General features: G+C 65.0%; 24 protein-coding genes. 16 read left to right on the top strand and 8 right to left on the bottom strand.

The genetic code is table 11. From position 1 onward, the window contains the following. The first annotated feature begins 36 nt into the window (after positions 1-36). From CO669_RS10940 to CO669_RS10890, 11 genes are all read left to right on the top strand, one after another. A complete protein-coding gene (locus tag CO669_RS10940; protein ID WP_158228755.1) occupies positions 37-675 on the top strand; it encodes a TetR/AcrR family transcriptional regulator in 639 nt (212 codons plus the stop codon). Between the two features lie 70 nt (positions 676-745). Further along, positions 746-3,673, top strand: a complete 2,928-nt coding sequence (locus tag CO669_RS10935) for a cell division protein (RefSeq protein WP_097660084.1) — start codon at positions 746-748, stop codon at positions 3,671-3,673. A gap of 174 nt (positions 3,674-3,847) precedes the next feature. Continuing rightward, positions 3,848-4,000 (top strand): aa3-type cytochrome c oxidase subunit IV, encoded by a 153-nt coding sequence (locus tag CO669_RS10930; protein ID WP_007596280.1) that lies wholly within the window; start codon positions 3,848-3,850, stop codon positions 3,998-4,000. A 138-nt stretch (positions 4,001-4,138) separates the two neighbouring features. Continuing rightward, positions 4,139-5,266 carry a Re/Si-specific NAD(P)(+) transhydrogenase subunit alpha gene (locus CO669_RS10925; protein ID WP_097659816.1) on the top strand — a complete coding sequence of 376 codons (1,128 nt, stop codon included), beginning with the start codon at positions 4,139-4,141 and terminating at the stop codon, positions 5,264-5,266. A gap of 11 nt (positions 5,267-5,277) precedes the next feature. After that, positions 5,278-5,595, top strand: a complete 318-nt coding sequence (locus CO669_RS10920; RefSeq protein ID WP_024337650.1) for a proton-translocating transhydrogenase family protein — start codon at positions 5,278-5,280, stop codon at positions 5,593-5,595. A 38-nt stretch (positions 5,596-5,633) separates the two neighbouring features. Then, the gene (locus tag CO669_RS10915; protein WP_097659815.1) at positions 5,634-7,031 is read left to right on the top strand and encodes an NAD(P)(+) transhydrogenase (Re/Si-specific) subunit beta; all 1,398 of its coding nucleotides are present in this window, start codon (positions 5,634-5,636) and stop codon (positions 7,029-7,031) included. 212 nt (positions 7,032-7,243) lie between these two features. Next, positions 7,244-8,041, top strand: coding sequence for an alpha/beta hydrolase (locus CO669_RS10910; protein ID WP_097660083.1), 798 nt, complete (start codon positions 7,244-7,246; stop codon positions 8,039-8,041). A 97-nt stretch (positions 8,042-8,138) separates the two neighbouring features. Beyond that, a complete protein-coding gene (locus tag CO669_RS10905) occupies positions 8,139-9,473 on the top strand; it encodes a sodium:proton antiporter (protein ID WP_245444272.1) in 1,335 nt (444 codons plus the stop codon). Between the two features lie 49 nt (positions 9,474-9,522). Further along, positions 9,523-10,620: a calcium:cation antiporter gene (locus CO669_RS10900; protein ID WP_097659814.1), complete on the top strand. Its 1,098-nt coding sequence runs from the start codon at positions 9,523-9,525 to the stop codon at positions 10,618-10,620. A 58-nt stretch (positions 10,621-10,678) separates the two neighbouring features. Further along, entirely contained in the window at positions 10,679-10,963 is a 285-nt protein-coding gene (locus CO669_RS10895; protein WP_097659813.1) for a cupin domain-containing protein, read from the top strand. A 93-nt stretch (positions 10,964-11,056) separates the two neighbouring features. Beyond that, positions 11,057-12,001, top strand: a complete 945-nt coding sequence (locus CO669_RS10890) for a hypothetical protein (protein ID WP_097659812.1) — start codon at positions 11,057-11,059, stop codon at positions 11,999-12,001. A gap of 26 nt (positions 12,002-12,027) precedes the next feature. Here CO669_RS10890 and CO669_RS10885 read toward each other — a convergent pair whose 3' ends face one another. Together CO669_RS10885 and rpsU are read right to left on the bottom strand one after the other, a co-directional pair. Further along, entirely contained in the window at positions 12,028-12,678 is a 651-nt protein-coding gene (locus CO669_RS10885; protein WP_097659811.1) for a tetratricopeptide repeat protein, read from the bottom strand. 125 nt (positions 12,679-12,803) lie between these two features. Then, the gene (rpsU, locus tag CO669_RS10880) at positions 12,804-13,100 is read right to left on the bottom strand and encodes a 30S ribosomal protein S21 (protein ID WP_014492442.1); all 297 of its coding nucleotides are present in this window, start codon (positions 13,098-13,100) and stop codon (positions 12,804-12,806) included. A gap of 260 nt (positions 13,101-13,360) precedes the next feature. Between rpsU and aqpZ the strand changes: the two genes are divergently transcribed. Further along, the gene (gene aqpZ / locus CO669_RS10875) at positions 13,361-14,083 is read left to right on the top strand and encodes an aquaporin Z (protein WP_097659810.1); all 723 of its coding nucleotides are present in this window, start codon (positions 13,361-13,363) and stop codon (positions 14,081-14,083) included. Positions 14,084-14,149: 66 nt separating this feature from the next. Here aqpZ and CO669_RS10870 read toward each other — a convergent pair whose 3' ends face one another. Together CO669_RS10870 and purE are read right to left on the bottom strand one after the other, a co-directional pair. Next, entirely contained in the window at positions 14,150-15,256 is a 1,107-nt protein-coding gene (locus CO669_RS10870) for a 5-(carboxyamino)imidazole ribonucleotide synthase (protein WP_097659809.1), read from the bottom strand. Then, positions 15,253-15,741 carry a 5-(carboxyamino)imidazole ribonucleotide mutase gene (purE, locus tag CO669_RS10865; RefSeq protein ID WP_097659808.1) on the bottom strand — a complete coding sequence of 163 codons (489 nt, stop codon included), beginning with the start codon at positions 15,739-15,741 and terminating at the stop codon, positions 15,253-15,255. The genes CO669_RS10870 and purE overlap by 4 nt, the downstream gene beginning before the upstream one ends. A gap of 141 nt (positions 15,742-15,882) precedes the next feature. On the opposite strand from purE, the gene CO669_RS10860 reads away from it, so the two are divergent. After that, positions 15,883-16,596 carry a GGDEF domain-containing protein gene (locus CO669_RS10860; protein WP_198963950.1) on the top strand — a complete coding sequence of 238 codons (714 nt, stop codon included), beginning with the start codon at positions 15,883-15,885 and terminating at the stop codon, positions 16,594-16,596. A 101-nt stretch (positions 16,597-16,697) separates the two neighbouring features. Here CO669_RS10860 and CO669_RS10855 read toward each other — a convergent pair whose 3' ends face one another. The 3 genes from CO669_RS10855 to CO669_RS10845 form a co-directional block, all read right to left on the bottom strand. Further along, complete coding sequence (locus CO669_RS10855) at positions 16,698-16,949, bottom strand: hypothetical protein (RefSeq protein ID WP_097659806.1); 252 nt, start codon at positions 16,947-16,949, stop codon at positions 16,698-16,700. Positions 16,950-16,971: 22 nt separating this feature from the next. Next, entirely contained in the window at positions 16,972-17,190 is a 219-nt protein-coding gene (locus CO669_RS10850; RefSeq protein ID WP_097659805.1) for a hypothetical protein, read from the bottom strand. Positions 17,191-17,296: 106 nt separating this feature from the next. Continuing rightward, positions 17,297-17,503, bottom strand: a complete 207-nt coding sequence (locus CO669_RS10845; RefSeq protein ID WP_008546179.1) for a YdcH family protein — start codon at positions 17,501-17,503, stop codon at positions 17,297-17,299. A gap of 330 nt (positions 17,504-17,833) precedes the next feature. Here CO669_RS10845 and CO669_RS10835 point away from each other — a divergent pair, with 330 nt between their 5' ends. Beyond that, positions 17,834-18,013 (top strand): YdcH family protein, encoded by a 180-nt coding sequence (locus CO669_RS10835; protein WP_026201910.1) that lies wholly within the window; start codon positions 17,834-17,836, stop codon positions 18,011-18,013. 171 nt (positions 18,014-18,184) lie between these two features. Here the strand turns inward: CO669_RS10835 and CO669_RS10830 are convergent, their stop codons facing one another. Next, positions 18,185-19,288 carry an NAD(P)/FAD-dependent oxidoreductase gene (locus CO669_RS10830; protein WP_097659804.1) on the bottom strand — a complete coding sequence of 368 codons (1,104 nt, stop codon included), beginning with the start codon at positions 19,286-19,288 and terminating at the stop codon, positions 18,185-18,187. A gap of 202 nt (positions 19,289-19,490) precedes the next feature. Between CO669_RS10830 and CO669_RS10825 the strand changes: the two genes are divergently transcribed. Both CO669_RS10825 and CO669_RS10820 read left to right on the top strand, forming a co-directional pair. Then, the gene (locus CO669_RS10825) at positions 19,491-22,175 is read left to right on the top strand and encodes a sensor domain-containing protein (RefSeq protein ID WP_097659803.1); all 2,685 of its coding nucleotides are present in this window, start codon (positions 19,491-19,493) and stop codon (positions 22,173-22,175) included. Positions 22,176-22,211: 36 nt separating this feature from the next. Continuing rightward, a complete protein-coding gene (locus CO669_RS10820) occupies positions 22,212-23,687 on the top strand; it encodes a glycerol-3-phosphate dehydrogenase (RefSeq protein ID WP_097659802.1) in 1,476 nt (491 codons plus the stop codon). Positions 23,688-23,718: the final 31 nt, after the last annotated feature.

Genomic DNA, 23,718 nt, shown 5'->3' with positions numbered 1-23,718 from the left:
CGGAAAGCCCCGACCGCCCCGCGCAAGAGTCGGGCAATGCGTGACGGGGGCAGGGGGCTGTCGCGCGAGCGGATTGCGGCCGCCGCGATGGCGCTGGTCGACCGCGACGGACTGGCCAAACTTTCGACCCGCCGGCTCGGCGAGGAGCTCGGCTGCGAGGCGATGAGCATCTATCATCACTTCCCGAGCAAGGCGCATCTGATGGATGCGCTCGTCGACCTGATGCTCGCGAATGCGCGGGTGGCAATGGAGCCGCAATGGGACTGGCGCGAGCGCCTGCGCCGGGCCGCCCACGGCTTCCGTGCCATGGCGCTCGAGCATCCCGCTTTCTTTCCGTTCTTCGCCGTGCACCGGCTCAACACGCCCGCCGGCGTTGCCTATATCGACGGCATCATCGGCATCCTGCGCGAGGCCGGCTTTTCCGATCGCGAGGCCGCGATCTATTTTCGCGAGCTCGGCTATTACCTGACAGGTGCCGCGCTGGATGAAACGGCAGGCTACGCCCGCGGTCCCTCATCGGCGGAACCGGTGTCGAACGAAACGATCACCGCGAACTTCAAGCATCTCGCGGCGGCCGCTCCATATTTTCAGCCTGCTCATTTTGACGCGACCTTCGAGACCGGTCTCGAGATCCTGCTCGCCGGCATTGAACGTTCGGGCCCGCGGCAAGACTAACCCCTTAGATACTTGATCTATTTCTTCAACTCTCGATTGCTGATCGCCCATTGCCGTCCGGGAGGTCATGATGCCCGATCAGGGACAAGCGCCGGAACCCGGAGCACGAAACGCTGCAGCCTTCGATGAGGAAACGCCCTGGTGCGAGAAGCACCAGCAGATCGTGCGCGACGAGATCGAAGCCATCAACACACGCCGCGAGCCGGCGCGGCGGATTGATCCCGACGGCATGGAGGCCTGCCAGATGCTCGACGTCGTCGGGCTCGCTCTGTCCGGCGGCGGCATCCGTTCCTCGGCCATGTGTCTCGGCGTGCTGCAGGCCTTGAACCACCACGATCTGATCGGGCGGATCGACTATCTCTCCACCGTATCGGGCGGCGGTTACATCGGCACCTCGCTCAGCACCACCATGACGGTGACGGGACGTTTCGTGTTCGGCCAGCGGCCGGCCGGTGAAGCTGTGACCGCCAGCGAGATCAGCGATACGCCGTCGGTCGGCCACATCAGGAATTACTCCAACTATCTGGTCCCGGCCGGCTTCCGCGACCTCCTGACCGGGATCGCGATCGTGGCGCGGGGCCTGATCGCCAATATCGGGCTGACGCTGCCGGTCGTGCTGCTGCTCGCTGCCGTCACGATCTGGTCGACCCCGTTGCGGAGCTGCCTGACGGTCGCAAACTTCTTCGGCGTCGATCTCGCCGACGGCGCGTTGCCGCAATGCGAGCTGCACCATTTCGGCTGGATCGCGGATCGCTTCGGCTTTGCGGCCATCGGCACCATCTTCGCGCTGGTGCTGCTCGCCTGCGCCGGATTCGCCTATCTGTTCGCGCGCGCCGAGCGCGGCATCGGTCTGACCGTCTTCTTCACTTATGCAGCGGCCATCGCGTTCCTGCTCGGCATTGCCTGCGACTTCGCCCGTATCCTGCAGATCAAGCATTTTGCGCTGACGCTGGCGACCGGGATCATCGGCGTCGCCCTGTTCTTCGTCTGGGCGCTCAAGCAATCATTGGCGAGTCCCGAAAAGCGTCAGGAGTTTCGTTCGCATTGGCCGACCGCCGGCGCGACCTTCCTGGTGCTGCTTGCGCTGATCGCGTTCTTCGAGTTCCAGCCATTCATGCTGTCGGAGATGTTCGACGTCGTCGACAGCAACGCGATCGGCGGCCCTGTCGGCGGCGTCGCCGTCACCTGGATCAAGGCGCTCGCCGCGATTGCCGCCCCGATTGGCGTGGTCGTCACGGCCTTCAGGCAGCAATTCGCCGAATTCCTCAAGGGCAACAGCGTCTCCTCGCAATGGGGCTCGCTGGTGCTCGCAATCGCCGCCAAGGTCGCGCTGTGGATCGCGGGCCTCGCGCTGCCGCTGATCATCTGGGTCGCCTATCTCTATTTGTCCTATTGGGGCATCGCCAACGACCCGATCGAGAAATGCCAGGCGCCTCTGGTCGCCGTCGGGCAGAGGAGTTGCCTTGCCGCCAGCAAGTCGACCGCGGCGGTATCAGGCAATCTGGCGGGCAAGATCGCGTTCGACGCGGGCGCGGGCACCTTCTCGGCCGAGATCACGCCACAGCCTGCCGCGCCGACGGCGACGATGGAGTGGCTGACGCCGGTCTCGCACGTGCCTGTCTGGCTCAGATTCGCCGCGAGCAACGTCGCGCGACAATTCCACTGGATGGATGCGGGCTCCGGCTATTCGCACAGCCTGCCGCTGGTCATTCTCTATTCGCTCGTCGGCCTGCTGCTGTTTGCGATGTCCTGGTCGTTGACGCCCAACGCGAATTCGCTGCACCGCCTGTATCGCGATCGGTTGAGCAAGGCGTTTCTGTTCGACCCCGGTCGTTCGGCGGACGGCAACATCGCGCGCGCCGAGGCGAGCCTCGACCAGGGGCGTGATTTCAAGCCGCTCGATCGCATGAAGCTGAGCGAGCTCTATGCGGCCACCAACGACGGCACGGCGACGAAGGACCGGCCTGCCGCGCCGAAGCTGGCGGCGCCGTATCATCTCATCAACACGGCGCTGAACATCCAGGGCTCCGACTTCGCCAACCGGCGCGGTCGCAACGCGGACTTCTTCGTCTTCTCGCCGCTCTATGTCGGCAGCGAGGCGACGCGCTACGCCAAAACGCCGGCGGTCGAGCGCCTGGAGCAAAGTCTCGACCTCGCCACCGCCATGGCGATCTCGGGGGCGGCGGCGTCGTCGAACATGGGCTCGAACTCGATCAAGGCGCTGACCCCGACGCTCGCGCTGCTCAACGTGCGGCTGGGCTACTGGCTGAGCAATCCGCGCTATGTGGAGGCCACGGCCCGGCCGCAGCGCCGCTCCACGCCGCTGTTCCTGTGGTCCGAGATCTCGGGCCGTCTCTACGAGAACAGCGACGGCGTCTATCTCACCGACGGCGGCCACATCGAGAATCTCGGCGTCTACGAGCTGCTGCGCCGGCGCTGCAAGGTGATCATTGCGGTCGACGCCGAAGCCGACGCAACGATGAATTTCGCCTCGCTGATGAAGCTCCAGCGCTACGCCCGCATCGATCTCGGCGTCCGCATCGATTTACCCTGGACGCCGATCCGCGACCGCACGCGCGCCATCATGGCGGAGAATGCCGACAGCAAGTCCGGGCAGACCGCCGACGCCTCGGACGAAGCGGCGAAGGACCACGTTCACGTCGCGATCGGCGTCATCGACTATGGCGGCGATGACAGGGGCTATCTCGTCTATATCAAGTCCTCGCTCTCCAGCGACGAGAACGACTACATCCGCGACTATGCGCGCCGGAACGACACCTTTCCCCATGAGACCACCGGGGATCAGTTCTTCTCGGAGGAGCAGTTCGAGGTCTATCGCGCGCTGGGGTTTCACATGGCCCATGGCTTCCTCGCCGGCGAGCACTCCGTGGCGGTCGGTCCCGGCACGACCCCGCGGATGGCGCGGTTCACCGGGGCCGGGGAGAAGGCTGTCGACGAGGTGCGCGAGGCGCTCGGCCTGCCGGCACTCCAGCGATAGACCGCGAGCCGGCACGATGATCGATCGGCGCTGAGCAGTGCGAGAGCCCGATTCGCGACCATTGGAATTCCAAATGGCCTGATTTGCGGGAAAACCGCGCCCGCCTGCCGTTGCCCTGCCCGAAAGTTTGCGGTATCCCAGCCTAAGAATTGAACTTTCGACTGGGGACATACCATGGCTGATCATAGCGAAGTGGCGTACAGCACCGCCGACGGCAACGACTACGTTGCCCACGAGCAGACCTACGAGGGCTTCATCAAGCTGGTGAAGTACGGCACGGTGTCGGTCGCGCTCATCGTGATCCTGATGGCGATCTTCCTGACCTGATCTGTCGGCAGCTGCACACGCCAGCGGCAGCTGCTGCCTAGAATATTTGCATTCAAGCCGGTGCCAAAACCGGTATCGAACGCCGCGGGAGTTACGCCCAAGTTTGTGCGCGCGCCGTCCCGCGCCGCCGGAGGACCTATGAAGATCGCCGTTGCCAAGGAAATCGATCCGTCGGAGCCGCGTGTCGCCGCTTCGCCTGATACGGTGAAGAAGTTCAAGGCGTTAGGCGCCGAGATCGCCGTCGAGCCGGGCGCCGGCCTCAAATCGGGCCTGCCGGATTCCGAATTTACTGCCGTGGGTGCCACCGTCAGTGCAGATGCACTGAAGGATGCCGACATCATCATCAAGGTGAAGCGTCCCGAGGCGTCGGAGCTGTCGCAGTACAAGCGCGGCGCGCTCGTCATCGCCATCATGGATCCCTATGGCAACGAGGCCGCGCTGAAGACGATCGCGGATGCCGGCGTTTCCGCCTTCGCAATGGAGCTGATGCCGCGCATCACGCGCGCGCAGGTGATGGACGTGCTGTCCTCGCAGGCGAACCTTGCCGGCTACCGCGCCGTGATCGAGGGCGCCGAGGCCTTCGGCCGCGCCTTCCCGATGATGATGACGGCGGCCGGCACCGTGCCCGCGGCAAAAGTGTTCGTGATGGGCGTCGGCGTTGCCGGACTCCAGGCGATCGCGACCGCGCGCCGTCTCGGCGCCGTCGTGACCGCGACCGACGTGCGTCCCGCCACCAAGGAGCAGGTCGAATCGCTCGGCGCAAAATTCCTCGCCGTCGAGGACGAGGAGTTCAAGAACGCGCAGACCGCCGGCGGCTATGCCAAGGAAATGTCCAAGGAATACCAGGCCAAGCAGGCTGCGCTCACCGCCGAGCACATCAAGAAGCAGGACATCGTGATCACGACCGCCCTGATTCCGGGCCGTCCGGCGCCCAAGCTGGTCAGTGCCGACATGGTCAAGTCGATGAAGCCGGGCTCGGTGCTGGTCGATCTCGCCGTCGAGCGGGGCGGCAATGTCGAGGGCGCCAAGGCCGGCGAGGTCGTCGACCTCGATGGCATCAAGATCGTCGGCTACACCAATGTCGCCGGCCGCGTCGCGGCCTCGGCTTCCAGCCTCTACGCGCGCAACCTGTTCTCCTTCATCGAGACCATGGTCGACAAGAAAGAGAAGAAGCTCGCCGTCAACTGGGACGACGAACTGGTCAAGGCCACCGCGCTCACGAAAGACGGCGCCGTCATCCACCCGAACTTCCAGCCGAAGGTTTAAGGAGACCCGCCATGGAGCATGCTGCACAGGTCGTCGATCCCTTCATCTTCCGGCTGTCGATCTTCGTCCTCGCCGTCTTCGTCGGCTATTTCGTGGTATGGTCGGTGACCCCCGCGCTTCACACGCCGCTGATGAGCGTGACCAACGCGATCTCCTCGGTGATCGTGGTCGGCGCGCTGCTCGCGGTCGGCGTCGGCATGGTTTCGAGCGGCTCGGGCTGGGCACGCGGCTTCGGCTTCGTCGCGCTCATCTTTGCCTGCGTCAACATCTTTGGCGGCTTCCTTGTCACCCAGCGCATGCTGGCGATGTACAAGAAGAAGTCGAAGTAAGCGGCCACCTCGGGCTGAAGGATTAATGGGGACCTGAGATGAGCGCTAACCTCTCTGCATTTTTGTATCTCGTGGCGGGAGTGCTGTTCATCCTGTCGCTGCGCGGGCTGTCGAGCCCGGCTTCGTCGCGTCAGGGCAATCTGTTCGGCATGATCGGCATGGCGATCGCGGTCGCCACCACGCTCGCAAGCCATCCGCCGGCTGACGGCGTGGCGTGGGTGCTGGTCATCCTCGCGGTCGCGATCGGCGGCGGCATCGGCGCGGTGATCGCCCGCCGCGTGCCGATGACCTCGATGCCGGAGCTGGTCGCCGCCTTCCACTCGCTGGTCGGCATGGCCGCGGTGCTGGTCGCCGCCGGCGCGTTCTACGCGCCCGAAGCCTTCGACATCGGCACCCCCGGTAACATCCACCCGCAGAGCCTGGTCGAGATGTCGCTCGGCGTCGCCATCGGCGCGCTGACCTTCACCGGCTCGGTGATCGCGTTCCTGAAGCTGTCCGCACGGATGAGCGGTGCGCCGATCATCCTGCCCGCCCGTCACATCATCAACATCGCGATTGCGGTGGCGCTGGTGTTCTTCATCGTCCGCCTGGTCCTGACCGGCGGCGCGTTCGACTTCTGGCTGATCGTCATCCTGGCGCTGGCGCTCGGCGTGCTCATGATCATCCCGATCGGCGGCGCCGACATGCCGGTCGTGATCTCGATGCTGAACTCCTATTCCGGCTGGGCCGCGGCCGGCATCGGTTTCACGCTCGGCAATTCCGCGCTGATCATCACCGGCGCGCTGGTCGGCTCGTCGGGCGCGATCCTGTCGTACATCATGTGCCACGCGATGAACCGGTCCTTCATCTCGGTCATCCTCGGCGGCTTTGGCGGCGAGACCGCCGCGGCGGGCGGCGGCGGCGGTGAGCAGAAGCCGGCCAAGCTCGGCTCGGCCGATGACGCCGCCTTCATCATGAAGAACGCGCAGAAGGTCATCATCGTGCCCGGCTACGGCATGGCGGTGGCACAGGCCCAGCACGCCCTGCGCGAGATGGGCGACATCCTGAAGAAGGAAGGCGTCGAGGTGAAATACGCCATTCACCCGGTCGCCGGCCGCATGCCCGGCCACATGAACGTGCTGCTGGCTGAAGCCAACGTGCCGTATGACGAAGTGTTCGAGCTCGAGGACATCAACTCCGAATTCGCGCAGGCCGACATCGCCTTCGTGATCGGCGCCAACGACGTCACCAACCCGGCGGCGGAAGAGGACAAGACCTCGCCGATCTACGGCATGCCCGTGCTCCAGGTCTGGAAGGCCGGCACAGTGATGTTCATCAAGCGCTCGCTGGCCTCGGGCTATGCCGGCATCGACAATCCGCTGTTCTACCGCGACAACACCATGATGCTGCTCGGCGACGCCAAGAAGGTCACCGAGAGCATCGTCAAGGCGATGTAGCGCGCGAAGGAAGCGGACCGTGGCCGTCAACAAGGAATGGCACCGGTCCCATCGCATGCCACTAGGGGCGACGCGCGAGCAGCGCGTCGCATGGCACGCCGCCCATAAGGTGGCGTGCGGCTGTCGCGACGTCCCTGCGAGCCTCCGGCCCGACGTCATGAAATTGCTGCGGAGCCGTCGCAAGCCCTGAAGCGGAGGCCGGCTGCGTGATCATGACCATCGTCAAGTGGATCACCATTCTGCTGGTGACCGTCTATTGCGCCGGTCTCGTCGTGCTCTACGTCCGGCAGCGCGAGATGCTGTTTCCGATTCCGACGGTCAACCGCACCGCTCCGGATGCCGCAGGCCTCCCCGAGGCGGAAGAGCATGTTCTGACCAGTTCCGATGGCGAGAAGGTGATCGTCTGGCACGTGCCGGCGAGGCCGGGGCGCCCCGTGATCCTCTACTTTCCCGGCAATGGCGATTTTCTCGCCGGGCGTGTCAGCCGCTTCAAGGCGATGACGGCTGACGGTACCGGCCTCGTTGCGCTGTCCTATCGCGGCTATGCCGGCTCCAGCGGGGCGCCGAGCGAACAGGGCCTGTTGCGCGATGCCGCAGCCGCCTACGCCTTCACCACCGCCCGCTATGCGGCGGAACGGATCGTTGCCTGGGGCTTTTCGCTCGGGACGGGTGTGGCGGTTGCCGTCGCCTCGGAGCATCGCGTTGGCAGGCTGATCCTGGAGGCTCCCTATACGTCGACGGCCGACATTGCGGCTTCATCGTTCTGGTTCGTTCCGGTCCGCCTTCTGATGCGCGATCCGTTTCATTCCGACCAGCGGATCGCGCGCGTCACTGTGCCGCTCCTCGTCATGCATGGCACCGATGATCTTGCCATTCCGATCGCGTTCGGTGAGCGTCTGTTCGCGCTCGCCCATGATCCCAAGCGGTTCGTCCCCATGGCAGGCGGCGGTCACGACGATCTCGATCGATATGGTGCGATCGAAACAGCGAGAGATTTCATTGGCGATTGACAGTCTGTTCGCACGTTACGGTTCGGCGCTCGCGGTCTGCTGCTTAGTGCTTCTACCGCAGAGTGCGTTCGCCGCGACCGGGCTTGACGGCGCGGCGATGCGCTGGCCCTACGCGCTGCCCTTTACCGGTCTGTTGCTCTCGATCGCCCTTGGACCGCTGCTGTTTGCAAAATTCTGGCATCATCACTACGGCAAGATCGCCGCAGCCTGGTCGCTGCTGGCCCTTGCCTCGCTCGTCGTCTTTGCCGGCGGCGCGGCGACGCTGGCGGCGCTCGTCCATGCCATGCTCACCGAATATCTCGGCTTCATCGTGCTGCTGTTCTCGCTCTATGTCGTGGCCGGCGGCATTCTCATCACCGGCGACATCAAGGCCACGCCGGCGACCAATGCCGGCATCCTCGCCCTCGGCACGCTGGGGGCGAGCCTCGTCGGCACCACGGGTGCCGCGATGATCCTGATTCGTCCCTTGATCCGCGCCAACCGGCCGCGGCGCCACAACGCCCATGTCGTCGTCTTCTTCATCATCCTGGTCGCCAATGTCGGCGGCGCGTTGAGCCCGCTCGGCGATCCTCCCTTGTTCGTCGGCTTCCTGCATGGGGTCGATTTCTTCTGGACCACGCGGACCATCTGGCTGCAGACCGCCATCGTTGCCGGCCTGCTGCTCGCCATCTTCGTCGCCGTCGATACCTGGCGCTTCCGCGGCGAGCCGTCGCCGAGCGGGGCCGGCTCTTTGGAGCCGGTACGGATCCGCGGCCTCGTCAATCTGGTGCTGATCGCGGCCATCGTCGCGAGCCTGCTGGCGTCGGCGATGTGGAAACCCGGCATTGCGTTCGACATTCTCGGCACCAAGCTGGAACTGGAGGACGTCGTCCGCAATGTGGTGCTGCTGGCGATTGCGGCGCTGTCGGTCTGGCTGACGCCGGAGGAGCACAGGCAGGCCAACGGCTTCACCTGGGAGCCGATCCGCGAGGTCGCAAAGCTGTTCGCGGGCGTCTTCGTCGCCATCATTCCGGTCATCGCCATGCTCAATGCCGGCCATCAGGGCGCATTCGCCTGGCTGTTGTCGGCCGTGACGGGGCCGGACGGAGCCCCGCGCGAGGTCGCCTATTTCTGGTTCACCGGCCTGATGTCGGCATTCCTCGACAATGCGCCGACTTATCTGTTGTTTTTCCAGCTCGCCGGCGGCGATCCGCAGACGCTGATGCACGAGATGTCGGGCACGCTCGCCTCCATCTCCATGGGCGCGGTCTACATGGGGGCGCTCACCTATATCGGCAATGCGCCGAACTTCATGGTGAGCAGCATCGCCAGCGAGAACGGCATCGAGATGCCGAGCTTCTTCGGCTATCTCTTGCGCGCCGGTGCCGTGCTGATCCCGCTGTTCCTGCTGCTGACGTTCCTGCCGGTCGCCCCGATCCTGCGTTGGCATTGAATCTGCCTGCCGATTTGCTACTGCTCATTCAAGCAAATGGAAGCGGTGAATGAGCACGCATAATCCGATGCCCCGGTCGGCCTGGCTCTTTCCGGGGCTGGCGGTGCTGCTGTTCGCGGCCGTCAGTGCGACGGACTACGCGTTCACGCTGTCGCTGAGCGGGCTCGTCTTCGCGACGGTGCTGCTGGTCGTCCTGTTCGGCACGGTGTTCGCTGCGGTTCATCATGCCGAAGTGATCGCCGAACGGGTCGGTGAGCCCTACGGCACGCTGGTGCTGACGCTCTCGGTGACGATCATCGAGGTGGCGCTGATCACCACGATCATGCTGGGCGACAAGCCGGCTCCGGAACTCGCGCGCGACACCGTGTTCGCCGTGGTCATGATCGTCTGCAACGGCCTCGTCGGGCTCTGCATCTTCATCGGCGGCCTGCGCTATCGCGAGCAGGGTTTCCAACTCTCCGGCGCCAACGTCTATCTCAGCGTCCTGTTCGCGCTCGCGACCATCACGCTGATCATGCCGAACTATACCACCACGACGCCGGGGCCGGTCTATTCGTCGGTCCAGCTCGGCTTCGTCGACGTGGTCACGCTCGCGCTGTACGGGGTGTTCCTGTACACCCAGACCGTCCTGCACAAGGATTACTTCGTCCACGAGCGCCCCGGGGGGAGCGGCGGCGAGGCGCACCTGTCGGGCCGGATGCTCACGCTCAGCGTCGTGCTGCTGCTGATTGCGCTGCTGGCGGTCGTGCTGCTCGCCAAGAAGTTCTCGCTGGTGGTCGATGCCGTCGCGGTCCGAATCGGTGCGCCGCCGGCCTTTGCCGGCCTCCTGGTCGCGCTCCTGATTCTGATGCCGGAAGGCGTCGCGGCGGTCGCGGCGGCCCGCAGGAACGATCTCCAGAAGAGCATCAACCTCGCGCTTGGCTCGTCCCTGGCGACCATCGGCTTGACCATTCCGGCCGTCGGCGTCGCCACCTACGCGCTCGACAAGGAGCTCAAGCTCGGCCTCAATGCCCAGGGCAGCGTGCTTTTGCTCCTGACTTTCCTCCTGAGCATGCTGACCTTCGGCACGGGCAGAACAAACGTCCTGTTCGGGCTGGTCCATATGGTGGTATTTGCCGTCTACGTGTTCATGGTTTTCGTGCCCTGAACCCAATTTGCGCCTCACGCGCCCCTTCGGGCCCGATCGCGTTCCAGGAGAGTTTCCGATGCTTGCCGCCAAGTCCGAGGTTCAGGTCGATAACGAGCAGGTCCGGGTGACCGAATGGCGGCTCGGTCCGGGTAGCGCCACCGGCCACCACACCCACGGCATGGACTACGTGATTGTTCCCGTCGTCGCCGGCGAAATGACCATCGTTGCGCCCAATGGCGAGCGGTCCAAGGCGCAGCTTTCGGCCGGCAAATCTTACTTCCGCAAGGCCGGCGTCCAGCACGACGTACTTAACGAAACCTCAACCGAGATCGTGTTCCTTGAGATCGAGCTGAAGCCGTAAATCCGCGGTTACCTTTGCCATCGATCCGTCGCAGTTGATCCCTTACAATGCCCCAAAGTTCCCGCATCTGATCGCGCGGGGAGTGGCCGAGAAATGCTGAAATACCTCGCTAAAATCTCGATGGATATTTTCCCCTCGGTGCTCGCGACGATCATCGGGGCCTACATCGTTAACCACTACATCAACGCCAAGCCGGCGCCGGACACCCCCGCGGCCGTCGTTGCGCCCGCCGAGGCCGGCAAGGACGCCAAGCCGACGGACACCGCCAACCTTCCCACCCCCGGCGTCAAGGCCAAGGGTATCTCGGAGAAGAGCGTTTCCGACAAGGGCGGGACGGACAAGGCCGCTGCCGACAAGCCCGAGACCAAGGCTGCGGACGTAACGCCCGCCGAGAACGCCTCGCATGGCCGCTCCCCGGCGCGCGAGAAGGCCGCGGCGAAGTCGACCCCGGCAGCCAGTGCTCCGGTGGTGGAGGCCAATTCCGCGCCGGCCGGAACGTCCCCGGCTGTGACCCCCGACGCCAACGATTTGGCACGTGCCGCCATCGAGCGTCTTCGCAAGTCGCCTGAAGGCAAAGCTGCTGAGAAGGCTGCCGAGGCCAAGTCTGCTGAGGCCAAGGCTGCTGAGACCAAGGCTGCTGAGACCAAGGCTGCCGAGATCAAGCCGGCCGAGCGGACCCCGGACCCCGCATTGCGCGAAGCCGCCCGCGTCCCTGAGGCCCCGCGCGTCATCTCGACGGAGCCCGCGGCGATCCGCCCGCTGCCGCCGCCGATCACGGTGTCCACGCCTTCGCCCGAGAGCTATGGCAATGGTGGCTCGTCGCCGTCTTACACGTCCTCGGTCGGCAACGACGACCCGAATCGGATGACGCCCCCGGCTGACATTCCCGTGCCGGTGATCGCGCCGCCGCTCGACCTGCGCGCCGACGCCGGCGCCTCCATGCCGCGGCCGAAGAAGACCAATGTCGCCGACGACGTGCTGTCGGGCATGAAGTCGATGTTCCACTCGGTTCTGCCGAAGGGCGCCACCCCCGATTAAGCCAGCGCCTGCGCTGGCCCGGACCGTCAGCCGCCGACGCGGGCGAGGCCGCTGCGCGCGGTGTCGTCGCGTGGACGCAGCGAGACGGCCCTGGTGTAGGACGCCGCCGCCTTGGCCTTGTCCCCCAGCCGCTCATAGGCCTGTCCGCGGATGGTCCAGACCTGCGCGTTGTGCGGATCGGCCTCGGAGGCCTCATCCAGATCGGCTGCCGCTTCCTTGACCTTGCCGAGCGCGAGATAGCTGGTGGCACGGCCGAGCAGCGGCTCGACCTTCTGGGGGGTGAGCCCGTTTGCGGTGCTGAAATCGGCGATCGCGAAGTCGTGCTGGTTCTTGCTCTGATAGATCAGCGCGCGGCCATAGAGCGCCTGGGCGTTGTAGGGATCGAGCCCGACGGCGCGATTGAACTCGTCCAGCGCGGCGGCGGTCTCGCCTGATTTTGCCAGGGACTGGGCCTTTGCAGTGTGGGCCTGCGCTTCAGTGACGTTGGCGGCGCTCACCGCGCTCTCAGCGGGCGCGGCTTCCTTGGGGGCCTCCTGCGGCTTGTCCTTCTCCGGCGTCAGCGATCCCAGATCGAACGAGCAGCCGCACAGCGCCATTCCCATCAAAGCCAGCGCGAACGGCTGTTGCCAGATCCGGCGTTGCCGCGCCAAGCCGCGCTCGGGGAAAGGGGAGGCCATCTACGGTTCGCTCGCGCTGGTGCCGCATCGGCAGTGCCCCGTCCCAGAAAGGCACCGCTCACAAACAATAACGCGGGCCAGGGGCCCGCGTCATCGTAAACTGAAGTCTTGCAAGATCCGATAGATCAGCGCGGTCCGCGCGGACCTGCGCCCGGGCCGCTGCGGCCGCCACGGTCACCGCCGGGGCCGGCGCCGAACACCGGCTTCGGCTTCATCGGCAGCAGGCCTTCGCGCTGCAGCTTCTTGCGGGCCAGCTTGCGCGCGCGGCGCACGGCTTCGGCCTTTTCGCGGGCCTTCTTCTCGGAGGGCTTCTCGTAATGACCGCGGAGCTTCATCTCGCGGAAAATACCCTCGCGCTGCATCTTCTTCTTCAGCGCCTTGAGGGCTTGATCGACATTGTTATCGCGAACGAGAACCTGCACGCGGCATCCTCTTCAGTGGATCGGATTTGAATTCTGGTAAGACGAAGGGGATGGCGAAACGCGCAAGCCCTTAACCTTGAGGGCGCGGATGTATCAGACAAAACCAGGGATGTCCACCGGCCAAGCGGAGATTCGGGCCAAGTTCAGCCATTAAATGGGGCAAAATACTTCCGTACGGCCCTGATTTGGGAGATTTGACGCCAAAGGTGGGGCCGTTTCCGGAGCCTTGTTCCGGAAACTTGGAAAGTAGGGGACCTCACATGGATATCAAGAAATACGCCGCTGAAGCCATCGGCACCTTTTGGCTCACATTCGCAGGCTGCGGCAGCGCGGTGATCGCCGCGGGCTTTCCTCAGGTCGGGATCGGCCTGGTCGGTGTTTCCCTCGCGTTCGGGCTCAGCGTGGTCACCATGGCCTACGCGATCGGCCATATCTCGGGTTGCCATCTCAACCCGGCGGTGACCGTCGGTCTTGCCGCCGGCGGCCGTTTTCCCGCCGGGCAGATCCTGCCCTATGTGATCGCCCAGGTGGCCGGTGCGATCGTGGCTGCGTGGCTCCTCTACGTCATCGCGAGCGGGGCTCCCGGATTCGACGTCAGCAAGGGCTTCGCATCCAACGGCTACGATGCGCATTCGCCCGGCCAGTACAGCATGATCGTGTGCTTCCTGACCGAAGTGGTGATGACCATGATGTTCCTGTTCATCATCATGGGCTCCACGCATGGCCGCGCGCCCGCGGGCTTCGCGCCGCTCGCGATCGGACTTGCGCTGGTGATGATCCATCTCGTCAGCATCCCCGTCACCAACACGTCGGTGAACCCGGCGCGCAGCACGGGCCCCGCGCTGTTCGTCGGCGGCTGGGCGACGGCGCAGCTCTGGCTGTTCTGGGTCGCACCGCTGATCGGCGGCGCGCTGGGCGGGGTGATCTATCGCTGGCTCAGCGAAGAGCCTGCCGGCGTCGTCGCGGGCGTGAAGACGGCGTAATCCAAAGTGAGGGATCGCGGCTTCTGCCGCGGTCCCTCATTTGCCGCAGGTTCACTTGCCCTTGGTTCACTTGCCTTTGGGCGGCCTGACTTCGGTGACGTGGCCCATCTTGCGGCCCGGGCGCGGCGCGCCCTTGCCGTAGATGTGCACGGTCGCGCCCGGCACGCTCAGCCACTTCTCGTAATCGTTGATCTCGTCGCCGATCAAATTGGTCATGGTGACGACTTCGCCGTGGCGGACGGGCTTGGCGAGCGGCCAGCCGGCGATGGCGCGGATGTGCTGCTCGAATTGCGAGACGGACGCGCCGTCGAGCGTCCAGTGCCCGGAATTGTGCACGCGCGGGGCGATCTCGTTGACCAGCACCTTCGGACCGGTGCCGTTTGCGAGCACGAACATCTCGACGGCGAGCACGCCGACATAGTCGAGTGCGCTTGCGATCTTGCCGGCGATGCTGCGCGCCTCCTCGGCGAGCGCATCCGGGATCGGGGCGGGCGCGCGGGATGTCTTCAGAATGTGGTCGCGGTGCTCGTTCTCGGTGACGTCGAAACACTCGACCTGGCCCGTGGCCGAGCGCGCGGCAATCACGGAGATCTCGCGCTCGTAGGGGATGAAGGCTTCCAGGATCGCCGATTTGGTGGCGAGGCTGGTCCACACCTTGGCGATGTCGTCGCCCTCGCGGATGATGGCCTGGCCCTTGCCGTCATAGCCGAAGCGCCGGGTCTTCAGCACGGCCGGCAGCCCGATCCTGACGATCGCCTCGCGCAGCGAAGCCACCGAGGTGACGTCGGCATAGGCGGCGGTGCCGATGCCGAGGCGCGTGACGAAATCCTTCTCGGCGAGGCGGTCTTGGGTGGTCTCGAGGATCTTGCGATTGGGCAGCACCGGGCGTCGGGCGTCCAGCACCATCGCGGCGGCCGATGGGACGTTCTCGAATTCGTAGGTGATGACGTCGACGTCGCCCGCGAACAGTTCGAGCGCTTCGACGTCGGCATATTCGGCGCAGGTCGCGTTCAAGACGACGTCGAAGGCCGGCGAGTCCGGATCGGGCGAGAAGATCTGGCAGCGCAGGCCGAGCCGCGCCGCCGCCATCGCCAGCATCCGCCCCAATTGTCCGCCGCCGAGGATTCCGATGGTGTCGCCGGGCTTCAGCTTCACCTGCTTTGCATCACTCACGCCTTGTCCTCCGGACGCTCGGCAACGGCCTCGGTCTGCGCTTTGCGCCAGGCGGCGAGGCGATCGGACAAGGCCGGATCGGACAATGCCAGGACGGACGCCGCCAGCAGAGCGGCGTTGGTCGCGCCGGCCTTGCCGATGGCGAGGGTGCCGACCGGGATGCCGGCGGGCATCTGGACGATCGAATAGAGCGAATCGAGGCCCTTGAGCGTCTTGGATTCGACGGGAACGCCGAACACCGGGAGTTCGGTCAGCGCCGCGGCCATGCCGGGCAGATGTGCAGCGCCTCCAGCGCCGGCGATGATGACCTTGTAGCCCGCGGCCTTGGCGCCCTTGGCGAAAGCAAACAAGCGGTCGGGGGTGCGATGAGCCGAAACGATGCGGGTGTCGGCGGCAACGCCGAGCGCGGCGAGGGTGTCGGCGGCATGCCGCATCGTGTCCCAGTCCGACTGGCTTCCCATGATGATGGCGATCGGCGCGGTCATGACGTTAATTGTGCCCGAAAAACAGAAAGATAGGCCAGATTAACGGTTCCGGCCGGCGGCTCGCAAGGCGGTGGCAAGGAGAAGGGAATCCACTATCCTGTCTTGGTGAATCCCCGCAAGCCTTCATTGAGCAGGATGCCCATGAAGAAACCAAAAAGGGCGAGCGCTGCGAAGGCCAAAAAGGGCCGGAAGACCAGTGCCGGCCCATCCAAAGCCGTCTCCGGGCGTCCGGCGAAGGCGTCGCGGCGGGCTGCATCGGGCGCTGATGGCGCCAGGGAAGCCGGCAGGGCGACGATCCGTGACTTGCGGGCCAAGCTCAAGGAGGTGCAGCGCCGGGTCGCGGAACTGGAAGCTGCGGCCGACACCGATTTCCTGCTGGAGATTCCCAACCGGCGCGGCTTCGAGCGTGAGCTCGCGCGCGCCATCGCCTACATGAAGCGCTACCGCGCCAGCGGAGCGCTGATCGTGCTCGACGTCGATCGGCTGAAGCCGATCAATGATTCATTCGGTCATGGCGCCGGCGACGAGGTGCTCAAGGCGATTGCGGCCACGCTGACGCGGCAGGTCCGTGCCTCCGACGTCGTCGGGCGTCTTGGCGGCGACGAGTTCGCGCTGCTGCTGTGGAATCTCAGCGAGACCGACGCCAAGGCGAAGGCGGCCATCTTCGAGCAGGTGATCGACGAATTGTCTTTCACCTTTCGCGGCCAGCGTGTGACTGCGGGCGCCTCTGCCGGTGTCGCGCTGCTGGGAGCGCAATCCGACGCAGGCCGCGTGCTGGAGGAGGCGGATGCCGCCATGTATGTGCGCAAGGCACACCGGCGGCACGAGCCGCGCATCAGGCTGGTCAGCAATTGAGCAGGATCTGAAGCGCCGCGCTGGTGCGAGGTGTGCAACGGACTTCAAGCGCGACAAACGCGGAACGCGTTTGTGCGGAAATCATGCTCAAACAATAATTCCTACAGCGTAGCCAGATCGTCCGGCACGTTACCGAACTTGCGCAGCAGGGTGGCGTCGCCGAACTCGCCGGTCATGGGATCGCCACTGCGGCTGAACGCGACCGCGCCGATGTGGCCGGCACCATGCGCCAGGATTTCGGCGCGCCGTAACGCGGCCGTGGAACTCTGGCATTCTTCCGCGGCACCGGCGACAGGCGAGCCGTCGGCATCGATCAAGAAGGGCATTGCAACGTAGTAGGTCACATCCGACATGGCGTTGCTCCGGGAATGAAAATCAGGCTGCGCTGCTCTTGCTCCGCATCTTGCTGCGCGAGATGTCCGGAATGCAGCCGGCGGAAATCGCCGCCTGCAATTCCTCGAGTTCGGCTTCCAGATATTCGTTGGCCATGATCAGCGCCTTGATGGTGCTGCGCAGATTGCCGTCGCACATCGCGATGGCCTGGTCGCAGGCCTGTTCATAGTGACTGTTGTCGAGAAGGGCGGGCGTCGACATCTGCGTGTCCTCGGGCGGTTCCTGGGGTGATCGAATGTTCCTATTTTGTTCTTTTTGAGTCAAGCGGATTCGATCAAGCACGGTCTCGCCGAGAGCGGTCTGTGGATCAGGCGATGATGTCGGGCGTGATCTGGTCTTCGATGAACGCAATGCGGTCGCGCAACAACAGCTTGCGCTTCTTCAACCGCTGCAGCCGCAACAGGTCGGGGGCGGGCGATTGATGCAATGCATCGATCGCCGCATCGAGATCTCGGTGTTCCTGCTGCAACCGGGTGAGCTCGGCTTCGAGCTCACGCTCGTCTTCATTGGTCATGTCTGCGGTGGCCGAAAACCGATAGGCGTGAGACTTGAGGCTGTGGATGCCCTGTGGAAATTATCGTCCTTGCGCGGCGTGATCGCAAGCGATCTGCAGGCCCCGCTCGCCGATCTCCCGCAACATATTTCTGCGGGGCGCCGAGGTGTCGCGCAAGCGCATTGATATCATGGATTTTTCCCGCGTGGTTCCTTTACTCACGCTTCGTTACATATGAACTTTCAAAAATGACGCTGCGACGACGGATACCCATCGACAGAACGAATCGGTGATGTAGACTTCCTTGTCCGGATCGAATCCTGAGGTTCAACCCTACCGAGGAGGTTTCGAATGACAATTCAGGCACATCTCGTTGAATTGGAACGGAAGCACAAGCTTCTCGAAAACGAATTGCACGAAGCTCTCGTGCACCTTTCAACAGACGACCTGCAAATTGTTGAGTTGAAGCGCCGGAAGTTGATGGTCAAGGACCAGATCGAGCGTTTGAGGCACGGCGACACGCTCCACTAGTATCCCCCGTAACAGTGTAGAGTTGATCGTACCTTGTCCCGCAGGGATGAGAGCTTTGCGCTCATCCCTGCAGCAAGCTGCGCACCGTGCAAAGAAGTTTGCGCGGCATTTAGCTTGCGTCTGAACGCGTTGTCTTGCCGCGAACCGGTATCCGCTTCGCTCGAAAACGCGTCAGATGTCTGCGAGCTCGGCGACGTGATCGGCGATCGCGAGCGATGACGTCAATCCCGGCGATTCGATGCCGAACAGATTGACCAGCCCCGCGACGCCGTGATCGCGCGGACCCTGCATCAGGAAGTCCTGCGTGGCCACCGCGGGCGGCACGATCTTCGGCCGGATCCCCGAATAGCTCGGCATCAACGCGCCGTCAGGCAGCGTCGGCCAGTATTTGCGGATCGCCGGATAGAAGCGCTCGGCGCGTGACGGATCGACTTCGTAGTCGATCGTCTCGATCCATTCGACGTCGGGCCCGAAGCGCGCCTGACCCGCCATGTCCAGCGTCAGATGCACCCCGAGGCCGCCGGGTTCGGGCACCGGGTAGATCAGGCGCGAGAACGGCGCCTTGGCGTTGCAGCTGAAGTAATTTCCCTTGGCGAGGTAGGCCGGTGGAATTCGGTCCAGCGGCATGCCGTCGATATTGCGCGCAACCGTCGTTGCCGAGAGCCCCGCGGCGTTGACGAGAAGGTCGCATTGCAGCGCCATGGGCGCTTCGCCGCCGGCCTCGATCTCGATGACACCGCCGGCCGCCTTGGCGCGGATCAGCGGGGTGTGAAATGCGAAGGCCGCGCCGGCGTCCTCGGCTTCGCCGCGCAGCGAGAGCATGTAGGCGTGGCTGTCGATGATGCCCGTCGACGGCGACAGCAGCGCGGCGTCGCAGGCGAGCGCCGGCTCCAGCGCGTGTGCCGCCTCGCCCGAGAGCAGCTGCATGTCGAGCACGCCATTGGCCTCGGCATGCGCCTTGATCGATTGCAGCTTCTCGGTCTCTTTCGGATTGGTCGCGACGATCAGCTTGCCGCAATTCTTGTGCGGGATGCCGCGCTCGCGGCAGTAGCGGTAGAGCGCGTGCTTGCCGTCGACGCACATGCGCGCCATCCAGCTCCCGGCGCGGTAGTAGATGCCGGCATGGATCACCTCGCTGTTGCGCGAGGAGGTGATGGTGCCGATCGCCTCGGCCTCCTCGAGCACGATCACCTCGCGCCCGCTCTGTGCCAGCTTTCGGGCCACCGCGAGCCCGACCACGCCCGCGCCGATGACGACGCAATCGACCTTATCCATGGTTGTACAGGGTATCCGCTGGAAGCCTTGGTGGCATCAGTCCCGGAAAGAACGGTGCGGGGCCGGTTTCCGTTAAGGAAGAATTTATCATGTCAGGGCAATTGCCGTATTTCACGTCACATTTTTCTGTTGCGCGTACAGGCGTTTACCCGATCCAAACCCGTGAAGCCAGACAATCCGACGTTGAAATCGCGGGTGGCTGATGGCTGAGAAGAACTGGCACGAGGGCAGCACGCTTCCGATTGCTGTGCAGGCCGTTGTGTGCCTGGCCGGCACGGTTGCGCCCGCGCGCGCCTTTGCGCTGTCGGACAGCTTCGCCGCGCCGAGCTATCTCGGCCAGCTCGACCCCAACGTGGTCTGGGAAGTCCTGATCGGGGGCATCGTCGTCTGCGCCTTCCTGGCCGCGATCGCGTTGTGGATCCATTCCTCGCTGCGTCGGACCCGGCGTTTGCAGCTGCGGCGCAACGCCTTCGTCTCCTCCGCCATGAACAATCTCAATCAGGGCGTGGTGATGACGGATGCGCAGCGCCGCATCATCTTCTGCAACGACCGCTATCTCGAGATCTACGGCCTGACGCGCGCGGACGTCTGGGCCAACATGAACGGTTATGAGCTCCTCGAGCTCAGGCGCAAGCGCGGGGTGCTCGGCGTTTCCGACGACGAGTTCTACGACAAGGCGGCCAGCACCAACGGCCTGATCACGGAACTGCCGGACGGGCGGGCCATCCTGGTGAAATATTTCGTGCTGCCGAACGGCGGCTCGGTGGCGACGCATCTCGACGTCAGCGAGCAGCGCCGGCTGTCGCGACAGCTCGCTTCGACCAAGCAGTTCCTGGAAACGGTGCTGGACAATGTCCCGGCCTGCGTGGCCGCCAAGAACATCGAGGACGGCCGCTATATCTTCGCCAACAGCGCCTATGAGCGGTTCTGGGGGTTCTCGCGCGATCATGTCGTCGGCAAGAACGCGCGCGAGCTGTTTGCATCTGCCTCGGCCGATAGCATCGAGGCGACCGACCGGGCGGCGCTCGATTCGCCGGACGGCCAGTTCCGCAACGAATTCGAGGTCGACCGTGGCGGCGAGCGGCGCATGGTCGCCTCGATCCGGATCGTGGTCCGCAACGAGAGCAACAAGCCTGAATTCCTGATGCTGGTGTTCGAGGACGTCACCGACCGCCGCTCGCTGTCGAAGGAGCTGGAAAGCGCCAAGAAGTTCCTCGAGCTGGTGGTCGACAACATCCCGGTGGCGCTGATCGTCGAACAGGTCAAGGACGGCCGCTACCTGCTCGCCAATCGCAGCGCGGAGACGATCCTCAACCGCCGCCGCGAGGAAGCCACCGGCCTGACCGCGTCCGACATTTTCAATCCCAAGGAAGCCAAGCTGATCATCGCGCGCGACGAGGCCGCGATCAAGAAACGCGGGATGATCACCGAGGAGCATCCGATCTCCACCAAGGACGGCTTGCGGCTGTTCCTGACCCGCCGCGCCACCGTGCTCGGGGAGACCGGCGAGCCGCAATATCTGATCAAGACCCACGAGGACGTTACCGACCGCCGGCAGACCGAGTCGCGCATGGCGCACATGGCCTATCACGACGGCCTCACCGATCTGCCGAACCGCGCCGCCTTCCTTCAGGCGCTGACCCAGATGATCGAGGCCTGCGAAGGCACCGGTGAGGAGTTCGCCGTCCTCTGCGTCGACCTCGACGGCCTCAAGGAGGTCAACGACGTCTTCGGCCATGCGCTCGGCGACAAGCTGCTGATCGAAGTGGCCCAGCGGCTTCAGGATTCCGCCCGCGGCGGCGTGGTCGCGCGTCTGTCCGGTGACGAATTCGGCCTCATCATCGACGGCAAGCAGCCGGACGCGGGCCTTGCGCTGGCGCAGCACCTCGGCGAGGCCGTCGCACAGGAATTCCAGATCGACGGCCGGGCCGTCCGCGCCGGCGCCACCACCGGCATGGCGATCTTCCCGCACAACGGCACCGACGGCGCCTCGCTGCTCGCCAATGCCGGTGCAGCGCTGTTCCGCGCCAAGCAGAAGTCCCGCGGCACGATCAGCCTCTACCAGCCGGAGATGGACCAGCAGATCCGCGATCGCCGCGTGCTGCACCAGGATCTGTCGATGGCGATCAAGAACGGCGAGCTCTCGCTCGCCTTCCAGCCGCAAGGCGTCGCCGGCCACAGCGTTGCCGAGAGCGAGATCATCGGCTTCGAGGCTTTGGCGCGCTGGCAGCATCCGGTGCGCGGCCAGGTTTCGCCGGCCGAGTTCATCCCGATCGCCGAGGAAAGCGGCCTGATCGTCGAGATGGGCGAGTGGATCCTGCGCGAGACCTGCCGCGAGGCGGCGTCCTGGCCGAAACCGCTCCAGGTCGCGGTCAATCTGTCGCCCGCGCAGTTCATGCACGGCGACGTGGTCGGCCTCGTCCATTCGATCCTGATCGAGACCGGCCTTGCACCCGGCCGGCTCGAGCTCGAAATCACCGAAGGCGTGCTGATCGAGGATTTCGATCGCGGCCTTGCGCTGCTGCGCCGCCTGAAGGCGCTCGGCGTGCGCATCTCCATGGACGATTTCGGCAGCGGATACTCCTCGCTGAGCTATCTGCAGGCGTTCCCGTTCGACAAGATCAAGATCGACCGCGCCTTCATCATCAATCTCGGCCGCAACCCGCAATCGGCTGCGATCGTCCGCGCGGTGATCGATCTCGGCCACGGCCTCGAAATGTCGATCATCGCCGAGGGCGTCGAGACGGTCGAGCAGCTTGCCTTCCTGGCCAAGGAGGGCTGCGACGGCGTACAGGGCTATCTGCTCGGCAAGCCGCTGCCGATCGGGAAATATGCCGGCCTCGTCGGCCGCGCCGAGGTCATGGAGCTTGCGCTCAAGACCGGCTAATGATGACGGGGCGCTTCGCTCCTTCTCGACGGCTTCATGGCGGATTACGACCTTGCGATCATCGGCGGCGGCCTGAACGGTGTCAGCCTTGCGCGCGATGCGGCCGGGCGAGGTCTGCGGGTCATCCTTTTGGAGCAGGGCGATCTCGGCGGCGCGGCCTCCTCGGCAACACCGCGGCTGATCCACGGCGATCTGTCGATACTGGAGCGCCGCGGGTTCTGGCGGGTGCGCCGGGCGCTGGCCGAGCGCCGGATCTGGCTCCGGATCGCACCGCATCTGGTCCGGCCGATGCGCTTCGTGATCCCCGCGCATTCGGACGAACGTCCGCCATGGCTGCTGCGTGCCGGCCTGTATGTCTATGACGGCCTCACGGGCCGGGGCGGCCTGCCGCCATCGGCGACCCTCGACATCACGCATCATCCGGTCGGCAACGCGCTGAAGCGTCCGTTCGGTACGGCGTTCGATTATTCGGACTGCGTCGTCGACGATTCCCGCCTGGTGGTGCTCACGGCGCTGGATGCGGCCGAACATGGTGCTGCGATCCGGACCGGTGCGCGATGCGTGCGCGCCGATCGCACCGACACCTGGCGCCTTGCGGTGGTCGATCGCGGCCATCGCCGCACCGTCACCACCCGCGCGCTGGCCAATGCCACCGGCGGCTGGACTTCGATGGTCGCGGACACCGTGCTGCGACAGCCGCAATCCGCGATGGCGGCGATGCAGATGAGTCAGATCATCGTGCCGCGCCTGTTCGATTCGGATAACGTCTACGTTTTCCAGAACAGCGATGGGCGCCTGATTTTCGCATCCCCTTTCGAGCGGGAGTTCACGCTGATCGGCACGGTCACGCACGACTTCACCGGCGATCCCGCGATCGTCGCGATGCGAGGCGCCGACGTCAGCTATCTCTGCGACGCCGCCAGCCGCTATTTCCGCGAGCGCGTCGCCCCGACCGACGTGGTGCGCGCGGTCTCCGGCGTCAACTTGACGCCGGTGTCCGCACGAAGGGACGGCACGACCCTGTTCCACGCGCGCCGGCGCAAGGCGCCGCTGCTCACGATGTTCGGCGGCGATGTCACCACTTCGCGCCTGCGCGCGGAACGTGCGGTGACGAAGCTGACGCCATTCTATCCGATGTCGCGACCCTGGACGGCCGGGGCGGCGCTGCCCGGCGGCGATTTCGCCTGGGACCGTTTCGACACCGAGGTCGATCTCGCCCGCGACCGCTGGCGTTTTCTCGGCGAGCCCGAGGCCCAGCGCCTGGTCGCGGCCTATGGCTCGCGCCTGCCGGCGGTGCTGGGCGAGGCGAAGACCCGCGATGAGCTCGGTCCCGCCTTCGGTCCCGAGCTGACCGGCGCCGAGGTGCGCTATCTCATGGCCCAAGAATGGGCGAGATTCCCCGAGGACATCCTGTGGCGCCGCTCCAAACTCGGCCTGACCATGCCAGCTGCGGACCGTGACGCGCTGGCGGCGTTCATGGCGGGTGTGAACGATTCATCCCGAACCAGTTGAGCTAGGGACGATCGGTCGCTAGCGTGCGGCG

Source organism: Bradyrhizobium sp. Y36 (genome assembly GCF_002531575.1).
Lineage (GTDB): Bacteria > Pseudomonadota > Alphaproteobacteria > Rhizobiales > Xanthobacteraceae > Bradyrhizobium.
This window is presented reverse-complemented; position numbering and strand designations above follow the sequence as displayed.